Origin of the sequence: Sphingomonas crusticola (assembly GCF_003391115.1) — a bacterium.
Classification (GTDB): Bacteria; Pseudomonadota; Alphaproteobacteria; order Sphingomonadales; family Sphingomonadaceae; genus Sphingomonas_I; species Sphingomonas_I crusticola.
On record NZ_QTJP01000001.1, the window covers coordinates 1,736,248 to 1,747,901 of the forward strand.

Consider the following 11,654-nt stretch of genomic DNA (forward strand, 5'->3'; position numbering starts at 1 on the left):
GGTCAACGGTAGGCGGCGAGCTTCACGTGCAGCAATTGCGGGATGGAGGTAAAGTTCAGGCCGTAATCGGTCTGGTCACCGTTCCAGACGCGTTCGAACACCCAGCGCCCGGCGGAATCGTAATGGCCCTCTTCGACGCGGGCCATCATCACGTGATCGCCCGGATCGGGCTTGGCCAAGGCGAACTCGACGCGGACATGATAGCCGGTCACGAGATATTCGTCAGGCCCGATCTCGGCGATCGCAGCGCCGCCTGACGGTGTTTCGTTGCCGGTCGGCGGCTTCATGCCGAATTGCGCGCGCCCGAAGGTCGCGGTCGCGCGCCAGCGGCCGAGCTCCATCGTCGCGGCATGTTTGGGATCGTCGGGTCCGGGCTCCGCCACGCCCCAGGTCTTCCCTTCCAGCGCCAGCGCCGGCCAGATGGTCTGCAGCGGCCTGAACAAGGCGTAATTGGCGGCGAAGGCGCCGAGCGTCGCATCGTCGAGCTTCTCGGCGCCGAGCGGGAAGTTCATATAGCCGGTCGCGTCCATCCCGAATGGCGAGAAGCCGATTCCGCCGCGGCCGACGACCGGGAAGAAGTAACGCGCATAAGGCCTGGCATTGCCGGTTTCCGGCACGAACAGCGCATTGTCGGGACGCTGAAACAGGTCGAGGTAGCGCATGTAGGTGGCGTAATCGGGATTGTAGATGTCGGGCGCGGCGAGATCGATCGCCGGAGCGCCCGCCTTCCACACCGCGAGCACGTCATGGGTCGGCCCGCCGGATGCGTATGTATCCGGATTCTGCTTCTTGAACGGGTCGCTCAGCGCGGCGTTGACGTACATCGGCAGCGGCTTCACCGCCTTGCCTGCGGCCGCGATCTCGTTGACGTAGGTCGAAATCGCCCAGGCGTTGAAATATTCGTCGGCATCCTTGCCGAACGCCTGCGACCAGGTGCCCGGCTTTGCCCCCAGCGCGCGCACAAGCGCCGCGGGTGCCGCACCTTCGAACGCTTTTTGCGCCACCGGCGAATGATCGCGCACGCCGCCATAGATGCCGGTCTCGTTTTCGACCTGCACCATGATGACCGTATTCTGCGGATCGACGGTCTTGAGATGCTCCATCAGCCGGACGAACGCCTTCTTGTCGGCCTCCAGCGTCGTCCGAAAATGCGGCGAGGCGGTATATTGCGTCTCGCCCTTGGCGGAAATGAAGCGCGGGAAGCGCTTGGTATCCAGCTTCACCCATTCGGGCTGATAGCTGTTGCCGGTATTTTTCCAGGTGCCGAACCACAGCAGAACCAGTCGCTGATCGTGCTGCCGCGCCTGCGCGAGCAGAATGTCGACCCACGAAAAGTCGAACTTGCCCTCGGTCGGCTCGATCTGCTCCCACGCGACAGGCACTTCGAGGGTGTTGCCGCCGAGCCGATCGATGATCGGCCACACCTTGGGTAAGGCCGCGGGATAATTGGAGGAATTGTTGACCTGTGCGCCGAGCATGAGGAACGGCTTGCCGTCCACCACCAGCGCATAACGCCCGCCTTGCTTGACGAGATGAGGAGGGGCTGTCGGAGCCGCCGCACTGGCACCGCCCTCACAGAGGATAAGCGTAGCCGCCAGCATGAGGGCACGGCGAGAGCGACGTGTCATATGGATCCTCCCCGGGCGTAATTGGCTCCGCCCCTAATTGTATGACAAGACCATAGCGCTTCACGCACCCCGATCAACTGCGGACGAGGCTTGGGATGGGTGCCCTAGCTGAAGCTCGCCTTCAGGCCGTCGATCACATATTGCGCGGCCAGCGCGGCAAGCAGGACGCCCAGGATGCGCGTGATCATCGCTTCGAGCTTGTCGCCGAGGACGCGCATGATCGCCCCGGCCGCGAGCAGCGCGATGGCGCTGATGACCAGAACCGCCGCCAATGCGCACAGCACGACGATAAGCTGCAGGCCGTGATTGCGCGCGGTGACGAGCATCACCGTGGCGATCGAGCCGGGCCCGGCGATCATGGGAATGGCCATCGGAAAGACGGATATGTCTTCCGGCTCCTCGCGCGCTTCCTCCACCTGACGGCGGTTGATTTCTTCCGCGCGCCCCTCGCGCCGTTCGGTGCGCTTCTCGAACACCATCTCCAGCGCGATTAGGAACACCATGATGCCGCCCGCAACCCGGAACGCGTCAAGGCTGATGCCGAGCGTCGTCAGCAACGGTTCTCCCACCAGCGCGAACAGGATCAGGACGACTGCGGCCAGGCCCACCGAACGCAGCGCCATCGCGCGACTATAGGCCTTGCTGCCGCCGCGCGTCAGGCTGGCGAAGATCGGTGCGCAACCCGGCGGATCGATCACCACGAAGAAGGTCACGAAGGCGGAGAGGAACAGGGAGATCATCCGCCGACGACCGCGCTTTCGCTCTTCCAGCCGGCGTGCGTGCGATAGGTGACGGTCAGTCGGTACTGGCCCGGTGTGGCGGGCCGCAATTCCCATTGCAGGCTGCCGTCGCGGGCGCCGCCCCCGGCGACTGATCCCGCGTCGACGGCGGGGGCGCGGCCAGGCCGGTATGCCGCGCGCACGGCGCCGCTGCCGTCGCCCGCGGCTGTACCGGCATTATCCTGTGTGCCGCCGTCATAAACCCAGCGCCAGCCATCGGCCCCATGGCGCCAGATGGTGAAGAACCGCCCGGTGGTGCGGCCCCCGTCGCGTCGCCACGGTCCGGTCGAGTAAGCCATGCTGCCGTCGCACGACGTTATCGTGTGCGCGGGCCACCACATCACCGCGACCGGCGGATCCTTCCGATCCTTGAGGAAAGGTGCGGCCGGCCGCGGTCCGTCGAGCAGCATCTGCGCGTCGGGCGCGGCGAAGGCGCGGAAGGCGGTCCACTGACCCCTGGTTTGCGCCATCGAGGCGAAGGCGCGCTCTGCCGTCTCGACCGGCGGCACGACCGCCGCGGCGAGCAGCAGGGGGCCGATCATATCGTGCCCTTGTCCAGCGGCACGCCGGCATTGCGATGCGCCGCGACCAGCGTGTTGCGGAGCAGGACCGCGATCGTCATCGGCCCCACGCCGCCCGGAACCGGCGTGATCGCGCCCGCGACCTGCGCCACCTCGTCGAAGGCGACGTCGCCGACCAATCGGGTCTTGCCCTCGCCCGCGTCGATGCGGTTGATGCCGACGTCGATCACGGCCGCGCCGGGCTTGATCCAGTCGGCCTTGACCATTTCCGGCCGGCCGACCGCGGCCACCACGATGTCGGCTCGGCGCACCACCGCCGGCAGATCGCGGGTCTTGGAATGGGCGATAGTGACGGTGCAGCTTTCGCCGAGCAGCAATTGCGCCATCGGCTTGCCGACGATGTTCGACCGGCCGATCACGACCGCCTCCCTGCCCGCCAGATCGCCAAGCTGCTCCTTGAGGAGCATCAGGCAGCCGAGCGGCGTGCAGGGCACGAAGCCGTAAAGCCCGGTCGCGAGCCGCCCGGCATTGACCGGGTGGAAGCCGTCGACATCCTTGTTGGGATCGATCGTGGCGATCACCGCATTCTCGTTGATTTGCGCGGGCAGCGGCAGCTGGACGAGGATACCATCGACGCTCGCATCGGCGTTGAGCGCCCGGACCAGATCGAGGAGTTCATCTTGGCCCGTCCCGGCGGGAAGGCGGATCGTATCGCTCTTCATGCCCGCGGCTTCGGTGGCCTTACCCTTGGCGCGGACATAAACCGCGCTCGCGGGATCCTCCCCCACTAGCACGACCGTCAAACCCGGTTGGCGGCCGGCCTTGGTTGCAAAGTCGGGGACGAGGGCGGCGACGCGCCCGCGCAGGCGCTCGGCGGCGGCCTTGCCGTCGATGATCGCCGCGCTCACGTGACCGCTGAAACCACGATCGCCGGCAGCACGATCTGGCGCAGCACCTGGATGATCAGCAGCACCACCAGCGGCGAAAAATCGAGCGCCCCGAAATCCGGCATGATCCGCCGGATCGGCCGGTAGAGCGGTTCGGTGATGCGACTGAGCGCGTAGAGCAATTGCCGCACGAAATCATTGTGCGTGTTGACCACGTTGAACGCGACCAGCCACGACAGGACCGCCTGGACGATGATGATCCACATCATGACCGAGAGCAGCAGATCGACGATACGGATGAGCGTGATTATCAGCATGCCACTGTCCTAGCCGAGTGGGGCACCCGGCGCCACCCTTCAGCCGCGCCGAACCAGCGTGCCCGCACCCTGGCGGGTGAAGATTTCGATCAGCATCGCGTGCGGCACCCGCCCATCGAGAATGACGGCGGCATCTACGCCCCCTTCAACCGCATCGATACACGTCTGCAGCTTGGGGATCATGCCGCCATGGATGGTGCCGTCGTCCTGAAGGATCGCGATGTCCGCCGGCGTCAGGTCGCTCAGCAAATTCTTGTTCTTGTCGAGCACGCCCGGAACGTCGGTCAGCAGGAACAGCCGCTCGGCGCCGGTGGCGATGGCAAGCGCACCCGCCATCGTATCGGCATTGATATTATAGGTCTGGCCGTCGGCGCCGACGGCGATCGGCGCCACCACCGGGATCATGCCCGCCTTGGAAATCGTGTCGAGGATGCGCGTATCCACGTCGTCCGGCTCGCCGACAAAGCCCAGATCATGCTCGCTCTGCACCTTGGTGGCGGTGACGAGCCGGCCGTCCTTGCCGGAAATACCAACCGCACGGCCGCCCTCGGCCGCGATCCACGACACGATTTCCTTGTTGATCGCGCCCGAGAGAACCATTTCGGCGACCTTCATCGTCGCGGCATCGGTCACGCGCAGCCCGTCGACGAAGCGGCTTTCGATCCCCTGCGCCTTCAGCGCGGCACCGATCTGCGGCCCGCCGCCATGAACCACGATTGGATTGATGCCGACCGCCTTGAGCAGCACGATATCCTCGGCGAAATCCTCGGCCGCCTCGGCATCGCCCATGGCGTGGCCGCCATATTTCACGACGAACGTGCTGCCCGCATAGCGCTGCATATAAGGCAGCGCCTCGGCCAGCGTCTCGGCCTTGAACAGCAATGCGGGATCGACGGCGTGTTCGGTCATGCGCGCGCCCTTAAGCGGGGGTAGCGGTTCCGTCCAGTTTCCGGCCAATCGCGACGAACAGATAGACCAATGGCGGCACCAGCACGGCCGACAGCAAGACCTTGACGATCATCTGGCCGATGAGCAGCCCGCCGATGGGGAAGACGCCGTAGAAGCTGATCGTGATGAACAGCAATGTGTCGACGATCTGCGACAGCACGCTGGCGATCCCGGCGCGCAGCCACAGCAATTGCGACCCTTCGCGCCCCTTGAGCGCGGCGAAGATGGTGACGTTGAGTGTCTGCGAGGTTCCGTAGGCGATCAGCCCGGCCAGCATCAGCCGTGCGCTCTGGCCGAGGATCGTCTCGAAGGCGGCGAGGCGTGCCGGCTCCATCGCCGCCGCGGGCGGCAGCGCCAGCACCAGCTCGATCAGCGCCATCGTTGCGATCAGAGGCACGAACCCCCAGCGCACCAGCCGTGTCGCCACCGCGCCACCGTGCAGTTCCGCAATCGCGCTCGACACGATCACCAGCAGCAGGAAAGCGCAGATGCCCGCTTCGATGCCGAGCGGTCCAAGGCCGAGTGCCGGCCCCAGATCCGACAATGGCCCGAGCCCGACCAGCTTGTTGCCGAGCACGCCCGCAATGCAGACCATGCCGCCATAGAAGATCGAGAAGACAAAGAGGGACTTGGGGATGGCGGGCGTGGCTGTTTCCATGAAGCCTGCGTAACGGGTGCGCCGAACGTGTAAACCCTGCCGTAATGCTGGGTTGTCAGCGGCCACCTGTCAAAGCTCAGCGCGTCGGCACGGGCTCCGGCCCCGAATAATCGTAGAAGCCGCGCCCGGTCTTGCGCCCGAGCCAGCCCGCTTCGACATATTTGATCAGCAACGGCGCGGGGCGGAATTTGGGATCGCCGGTGCCCTCGTGCAGCACCCGCGCGATTTCGAGGCAGGTATCGAGCCCGATGAAATCCGCCAGCGTCAGCGGTCCCATCGGATGATTGAGACCGAGGCTGACGGCGGCGTCGATATCCCTGACCGTGGCGACGCCCTCGCCCAGCGCGAAGATCGCCTCATTGAGCATCGGCAGCAATACGCGGTTGACGATGAAGCCAGGCGCATCGTTGGCGTGGACCACAATCTTGCCGAGGCTTTGCGCGAATGCCTCGACCGTGGCGACGGTGGCGTCCGACGTGGCGAGCCCGCGGATCAGTTCGATCGGCTTCATGACCGGCACGGGATTGAAGAAATGCACGCCCATGAAGCGCGCCGGATCGGGCGCCGCCTGCGCCAGTCGCGTGATCGGGATGGATGAAGTGTTGCTGGCGAGGATGGCATCGGGCTGCATCATCTTGCCGACCTCGGCGAAGATCGTGCGCTTGATCGATTCCCGCTCCGTCGCCGCCTCGATGACGATATGGGCTTCGGCGAAAGCCGCATGCTCACGCTGGGGCTCGATCCGATCGCGCGCCGCATCCGCCTCGGCCGCGCCGACCTGCTCCTTATCGACCGCGCGCGCGAGCCGCTTGGCGATCCCCGCCTTGCCCTTTTCGGCCTGTTCGATGCTGACGTCGGACAGCAGCACGCGGTAGCCCGCCTGCGCCGCGACCTGGGCGATACCCGCCCCCATCTGTCCCGCGCCGATTACGCCGATCGTTTTCATAGCGACTCCAACCATAGCTGATCCGCTCGTCCTGAGGAGGCCCTTCGACTGCCTGTCAAGGCAGGCGCTCAGGACAGGCATTGAGCTTGCCGAAATGCCGTCTCGAAGAACGTGCTTCGATACGAGGCCTCGACAAGCTCAGCCTCTACTCAGCAGGAGCGGGTTTGGGAATTGACAGAAAACTCAGGGCGCGATGGGCTCGGGCCTGGCCTCGGCCAGGATCAGCGAAAACATGCCCTTGTCGTCGCTCCACTCGCGCAGCGGTGTCCACCCCCCCGCCGCCAGCAGCTGGCGGCCGCTACGCGGGGTATATTTGTGGCTGTTCTCGGTGTGGATGGTCTCGTCGGCGCCCATTTCGAAATGGCGGCCGGCGATCATGAAGCCGACGTCGCGCGTCGCGGCGAGATGCATCTCGATCCGCGACCAGGTGTCGTTCCAGATGGCGCGGTGCTTGAAGGCATCGATCGGAATATCGCCATCGAGCTCGCGGTTGATGCGCACCAGTAGATTGAGGTTGAAGGCCGCGGTGATGCCAGCCGGGTCGTCATAGGCGCCGATCAGAATGTCGGTGTCCTTGACCTGATCCATCCCGATCAGCAACATCGATCCGACGCCCATCGTCTCGATCATGTCGCGCAGCAGGTTCACGCCCGAACGCGGCACAAGGTTGCCGATGGTGGAGCCGGGAAAGAAGCCGAGCTTGGGCAGGCCGGCAATCTCGGCAGGCAGGCGGACCGGATGCATGAAATTGGCTTCGACCGGCAGCACCGTCAGATCCGGGAAGCGGCCCGACAAGGCGGCAGCGGATTCACGCAGGAAATCGCCGGATATATCGATCGGCACGTAAGCCGATGGTGCCACTTGCGACAGAAGCAGCGGCGTCTTCACCGAGGAGCCGGAGCCAAACTCCACGACCGCCCGGCCTTTGCCCGCGATCCGCCCGACATCACCGCTATGCGCCGCGAGCAACGCGCGCTCGGTGCGGGTCGGATAATATTCCGGCAGCGCCGTGATTTCCTCGAACAGTTCGGAACCGCGGCGATCGTAGAACCAGCGCGCGGGAATCGCCTTCTTGCGTTGCGACAGCCCGTCCAGGACGTCGGCGAGAAAAGCAGGATCCGCCTCGGTCGTTTCGGGCGGTACCGTCTGGGACTGAAGCATTATAGGTCTTTCGCCAGCCGCACGCCGGTGAACTGCCACCGCTGCCAGGGATAGAAGAAGTTGCGATAAGAGGCACGGCTGTGCCCGCGCGGGGTGGCGCAGCTGGCGCCCTTGAGGACTGCCTGCCCGCTCATGAACTTGCCATTATATTCGCCGACTGCGCCCGCGGCAGGCTTGAAGCCGGGATAAGGCAGGAAGGCGCTGGCGGTCCATTCCCACACGTCGCCGAACATCTGGCCGGGCGCGTTGCTCCACCGCGCGGCGCGCGGCCGTACCGGGCCGGCCTCGTCGAGCTGGGTGCCGGCGGCAGGATCGAGACCCTGCGCCGCACTTTCCCATTCCGCCTCGGTCGGCAGCCGCGCGCCGGCCCAGCGCGCAAAGGCGTCGGCCTCGTAAAAGCTGATATGCGTCACGGGCGCCGCGGGATGAACCGGATGCAGGCCGTCGAGCCCGAACGCCCGCCAGCCGTCGTCGCTGCGCCGCCAGTAGAGCGGCGCATCGATCTTCTCGCGCTTCACCCATGCCCAGCCGTCGGCCAGCCAGAAATCGGGCCGCTCATAGCCGCCATCGGCCATGAACTCCCTCCATTCGGCATTGGTGATCGGCCGATCGGCGAGCGCGTGCGGCGATAGGAAGGTCTGATGACGCGGCCCTTCGGCATCGAAGGCGAAGCCCGAACCGTCATGGCCGATTTCGACCAGCCCGGTGCGGCCTTCGCTCCAGGCGAGCGGTGCCGGCATCGGCACCGGCTGGTTGCGCGGATGATCCCACACCGCCGGATCGAGCGGGTTGGCGGCAAAGCTGGCGACGAGATCGGTCAGCATCAATTCCTGATGCTGCTGCTCATGATTGATGCCGAGCGTGATCAGCTCGAGCGCTTCCGGCGGAAGCGTCGGCAGGGCCGCTTCGACCTGTGCGTCGACGGCGGCGCGCCAGGCGAGTATCTCGGCCAGGCTCGGCCGGGCCAGCATGCCGCGGCGATCGCGCGCATGGCGGGCGCCTTCCGCTTCATAATAGCTGTTGAACAGGAAGGCGAAGCGCGGGTCGTACGGCCGGTGCCCGGCGACATGGTCGCGCAGCACGAACGTTTCGAGGAACCAGGTGGTATGGGCTAGGTGCCATTTGGCGGGCGACGCATCGGGATGCGGCTGGATCGAGGCATCGGCATCGGACAAAGGTGCCGCGATCGCCACTGACAAGGTACGAGTGCGCCGAAAGGCCGCGTTCAGAGCAGAAGTGTCGACAAAGTCGTGAGCGCGAGCGGCCATGCGGTGCCCCATCAGCCTGGCGCGAGCTAGCGCCTTCCCCGGTTAGATCGTTACGAGAACGCTCCAATCAACCCCGCGTTGCGCCGGGCTTCCACAATATGTCGCCGCCGGCCTGCGCATTGAGCAATCGCGCGAGCACGAACAGATGGTCGGACAGGCGATTGATATAGGCAAGCGCCTGCGGGTTGAGCGCGACCTCGCAAGCAGCCGCAACCGCGGTTCGTTCGGCACGGCGCGTGATGGCGCGCGCAAGATGGAGCTGGGCGGCGGCGGGCAGGCCACCGGGGAGGATGAAGGAGGTCAGATCGGCCAGCCCTTCGTTCATGCGGTCGATTTCATGTTCCAGCCGCGAGACCTGCGCGTCAGTGATACGCAACGTCATTTCCGAGGGCGTGAAATCCTCGCCCGGAGTGGCGAGATCGGCACCGAGATCGAACATTTCGTTCTGGATGCGCTCCAGCATCTCGCGCTCGGGACCTTCGCTCAGGCTCGCCGCCGCTACGCCGATCGCGCTATTGGCTTCGTCGACATCGCCGATCGCGGCAATGCGAGGCGATGCTTTGCTGACGCGTGATCCGTCAACCAAGCCGGTGTCCCCGGCATCGCCCGTGCGGGTGTAGATGCGGTTGAGCTTGACCACGTCAGCCCGCGTGGCCGCGCGCGATCATCAGGAACAGGGCAGCCAGCACGACCGCAATCGCCTGGAACTGGATACGGCGCCACATCATCTTGTTCTGGGCGAGGCCCGACTTGCTGACGCCCTGATTGTTCACTTCCTCATGATTGGCCTTGAGCATGAGGATCACGCCCCGCACGATCGAGACGAGCGCGCCGATCGCGCACAGGATGATGAGGATGAAGAGGAAGGTTTGCATGGTCATCCACGCTATCTAGGCGTCGCCCGCGTCCGCGCCAATGGGGACTTGTCCCGCGCGCAGCGAAGCCAGCAATATATCCGGGTCGCTTCCGTGCGCACGAAGGTCCGCCAGTGACCGCGCGCCGTTGCGCTTGGCGAGGCGCTGGCCGTCCGCTCCAAGCAGCAATTGGTGATGATGGTAGCGCGGGGTAGGCAGGCCGAGCAGGGCCTGGAGCAGCCGGTGGACATGGGTCGCGGCGAACAGATCGACGCCGCGCACCACGTCGGTCACGCCTTGCGCCGCGTCGTCGATCGTCACCGCGAGGTGGTAGGACGTCGGCGTTTCCTTGCGCGCCAGCACCACATCGCCTTGCGGCAGCGGGTCCGCGTCGACCCAGCCGACGGTCGCGTCATGCCAGCGCAGCGCGCCGGTTCGAGCATGTGCTGCCGTCATGTCCAGCCGCCAGCAATGCGGTTCACCAGCGCGGCGCTCGCGCTCCGCCGCCGTCAGCGCACGGCATGTTCCCGGGTAAATCGGCCCCGCATCGCCATGCGGCGCACTCGCGCTGGCGGTAATTTCGGCGCGCGTACAGAAACAGGGGTAGACCAGGCCCAGCGCCTTCAACCGCTCAAACGCTGCGCCGTAGAGCGTCATACGGCGGGATTGGCACACGACCGGGCCGTCCCATGCCAGCCCGAGCCAGCGCAGATCCTCCTCAATACCGCCGACGAACGCTTCGCGGCTGCGTGTGCCATCGATATCCTCGATCCGCAGCAGGAAGCGGCCGCCGGCTTCACGGGCGAGATCATGGGCGCGTACCGCGGAAAAGGCGTGACCGAGGTGCAGCCGCCCGGTCGGGCTCGGAGCGAAGCGGGAAATGCGCAACACTATGGACTCTTTCGAAAACGGCGCTTGACCGCGAGTCGCGACAATGGTGTCATGCTTCCGTCACGCTGCTCTGGCAGGCGGCAGGACGACGGAGACGCAGCGGCAACAGCCTCTCGCCTCCCGAGTGCGACGGGACCGAGTGACGATCCTGGCCGATGTGCTCCGCCGACGCGGAGGGCTTGGTCGTTCCATGTATCATCCTGATCTCATTCGACATCCGGACAGCTGCCCCACTTTGGTGTTGAACGCGGATTATACGCCGCTGTCTTATTACCCGCTTTCGATCTGGCCGTGGCAGACCGCGATCAAGGCGGTGTTCCTCGATCGCGTCGCCATCATCTCGCATTACGAACGCGAGGTGAGAAGCCCGACGCATACGATCAAGCTGCCGTCGGTGATCGCGCTCAAGCAATATGTGCGCCCTTCCGCGCATCCGGCGTTCACGCGGTTCAATCTGTTCCTGCGCGATCGCTTCTCCTGCCAATATTGCGGGACGTTGAGCGACCTGACCTTCGACCATGTCATCCCGCGCGCCCAGGGCGGGCGCACGACGTGGGAGAATGTCTCCACCGCCTGCGCGCCGTGCAATCTGCGCAAGGGCGGGCGGACGCCACGCCAGGCCGGCATGAAGCTCGACGAGCTGCCCTATCGCCCGACCTCGTGGCAGCTGCAGGAAAATGGCCGCAGCTTCCCGCCCAACTATCTGCACGACTCCTGGCGCGACTGGCTTTACTGGGACATCGAATTGGAGGCTTAGGCGTTCTGTCCTGACCCGGACCGTTCGTGTCGAGTAGGG

General features: G+C 65.5%; 14 protein-coding genes. 1 reads left to right on the forward strand and 13 read right to left on the reverse strand.

Translation table 11 applies throughout. The annotated features are described in order from the left end of the window. Positions 1 to 2: 2 nt before the first annotated feature. The 13 genes from DX905_RS08185 to gluQRS form a co-directional block, all read right to left on the reverse strand. Positions 3 to 1,628: a DUF5597 domain-containing protein gene (locus tag DX905_RS08185; protein ID WP_116090919.1), complete on the reverse strand. Its 1,626-nt coding sequence runs from the start codon at positions 1,626 to 1,628 to the stop codon at positions 3 to 5. Positions 1,629 to 1,732: 104 nt separating this feature from the next. Next, a complete protein-coding gene (locus DX905_RS08190) occupies positions 1,733 to 2,368 on the reverse strand; it encodes a MarC family protein (protein ID WP_116090920.1) in 636 nt (211 codons plus the stop codon). Beyond that, the gene (locus tag DX905_RS08195) at positions 2,365 to 2,949 is read right to left on the reverse strand and encodes a hypothetical protein (protein WP_116090921.1); all 585 of its coding nucleotides are present in this window, start codon (positions 2,947 to 2,949) and stop codon (positions 2,365 to 2,367) included. The genes DX905_RS08190 and DX905_RS08195 overlap by 4 nt, the downstream gene beginning before the upstream one ends. Then, the gene (folD, locus tag DX905_RS08200) at positions 2,946 to 3,836 is read right to left on the reverse strand and encodes a bifunctional methylenetetrahydrofolate dehydrogenase/methenyltetrahydrofolate cyclohydrolase FolD (RefSeq protein ID WP_116090922.1); all 891 of its coding nucleotides are present in this window, start codon (positions 3,834 to 3,836) and stop codon (positions 2,946 to 2,948) included. The genes DX905_RS08195 and folD overlap by 4 nt, the downstream gene beginning before the upstream one ends. Further along, entirely contained in the window at positions 3,833 to 4,132 is a 300-nt protein-coding gene (locus DX905_RS08205) for a YggT family protein (protein WP_162875529.1), read from the reverse strand. The genes folD and DX905_RS08205 overlap by 4 nt, the downstream gene beginning before the upstream one ends. A 39-nt stretch (positions 4,133 to 4,171) precedes the next feature. Next, positions 4,172 to 5,041, reverse strand: coding sequence for an acetylglutamate kinase (gene argB, locus DX905_RS08210; RefSeq protein WP_116090923.1), 870 nt, complete (start codon positions 5,039 to 5,041; stop codon positions 4,172 to 4,174). A gap of 10 nt (positions 5,042 to 5,051) precedes the next feature. Further along, entirely contained in the window at positions 5,052 to 5,738 is a 687-nt protein-coding gene (locus DX905_RS08215; protein WP_116090924.1) for a queuosine precursor transporter, read from the reverse strand. A gap of 76 nt (positions 5,739 to 5,814) precedes the next feature. After that, a complete protein-coding gene (locus tag DX905_RS08220; protein ID WP_116090925.1) occupies positions 5,815 to 6,684 on the reverse strand; it encodes a 3-hydroxybutyryl-CoA dehydrogenase in 870 nt (289 codons plus the stop codon). 183 nt (positions 6,685 to 6,867) lie between these two features. Further along, on the reverse strand, positions 6,868 to 7,845 hold the full coding sequence (gene egtD, locus DX905_RS08225) for an L-histidine N(alpha)-methyltransferase (protein ID WP_116090926.1): 978 nt from the start codon (positions 7,843 to 7,845) through the stop codon (positions 6,868 to 6,870). Then, entirely contained in the window at positions 7,845 to 9,113 is a 1,269-nt protein-coding gene (gene egtB, locus DX905_RS08230) for an ergothioneine biosynthesis protein EgtB (RefSeq protein WP_116092415.1), read from the reverse strand. Before egtB ends, egtD begins: the two co-directional genes overlap by 1 nt. Before the next feature lie 67 nt (positions 9,114 to 9,180). Further along, complete coding sequence (locus DX905_RS08235; protein WP_116090927.1) at positions 9,181 to 9,753, reverse strand: cob(I)yrinic acid a,c-diamide adenosyltransferase; 573 nt, start codon at positions 9,751 to 9,753, stop codon at positions 9,181 to 9,183. A 1-nt stretch (position 9,754) separates the two neighbouring features. Continuing rightward, positions 9,755 to 9,994, reverse strand: coding sequence for an HIG1 domain-containing protein (locus DX905_RS08240; protein WP_240320782.1), 240 nt, complete (start codon positions 9,992 to 9,994; stop codon positions 9,755 to 9,757). Between the two features lie 9 nt (positions 9,995 to 10,003). Further along, a complete protein-coding gene (gluQRS, locus tag DX905_RS08245) occupies positions 10,004 to 10,858 on the reverse strand; it encodes a tRNA glutamyl-Q(34) synthetase GluQRS (protein WP_420822138.1) in 855 nt (284 codons plus the stop codon). A 190-nt stretch (positions 10,859 to 11,048) separates the two neighbouring features. Here gluQRS and DX905_RS08250 point away from each other — a divergent pair, with 190 nt between their 5' ends. Then, positions 11,049 to 11,615 carry an HNH endonuclease gene (locus DX905_RS08250; protein ID WP_116090929.1) on the forward strand — a complete coding sequence of 189 codons (567 nt, stop codon included), beginning with the start codon at positions 11,049 to 11,051 and terminating at the stop codon, positions 11,613 to 11,615. Positions 11,616 to 11,654: the final 39 nt, after the last annotated feature.

Bases quoted from the DNA above. Each gene is read 5' to 3' on its own strand.
- DX905_RS08185 (WP_116090919.1), bottom strand. From the start codon at position 1,628: ATGACACGTCGCTCTCGCCGTGCCCTCATGCTGGCGGCTACGCTTATC.
- DX905_RS08190 (WP_116090920.1), bottom strand. From the start codon at position 2,368: ATGATCTCCCTGTTCCTCTCCGCCTTCGTGACCTTCTTCGTGGTGATC.
- DX905_RS08195 (WP_116090921.1), bottom strand. From the start codon at position 2,949: ATGATCGGCCCCCTGCTGCTCGCCGCGGCGGTCGTGCCGCCGGTCGAG.
- DX905_RS08205 (WP_162875529.1), bottom strand. From the start codon at position 4,132: ATGCTGATAATCACGCTCATCCGTATCGTCGATCTGCTGCTCTCGGTC.
- argB (WP_116090923.1), bottom strand. From the start codon at position 5,041: ATGACCGAACACGCCGTCGATCCCGCATTGCTGTTCAAGGCCGAGACG.
- DX905_RS08215 (WP_116090924.1), bottom strand. From the start codon at position 5,738: ATGGAAACAGCCACGCCCGCCATCCCCAAGTCCCTCTTTGTCTTCTCG.
- DX905_RS08220 (WP_116090925.1), bottom strand. From the start codon at position 6,684: ATGAAAACGATCGGCGTAATCGGCGCGGGACAGATGGGGGCGGGTATC.
- egtD (WP_116090926.1), bottom strand. From the start codon at position 7,845: ATGCTTCAGTCCCAGACGGTACCGCCCGAAACGACCGAGGCGGATCCT.
- egtB (WP_116092415.1), bottom strand. From the start codon at position 9,113: ATGGCCGCTCGCGCTCACGACTTTGTCGACACTTCTGCTCTGAACGCG.
- DX905_RS08240 (WP_240320782.1), bottom strand. From the start codon at position 9,994: ATGACCATGCAAACCTTCCTCTTCATCCTCATCATCCTGTGCGCGATC.
- DX905_RS08250 (WP_116090929.1), top strand. From the start codon at position 11,049: ATGTATCATCCTGATCTCATTCGACATCCGGACAGCTGCCCCACTTTG.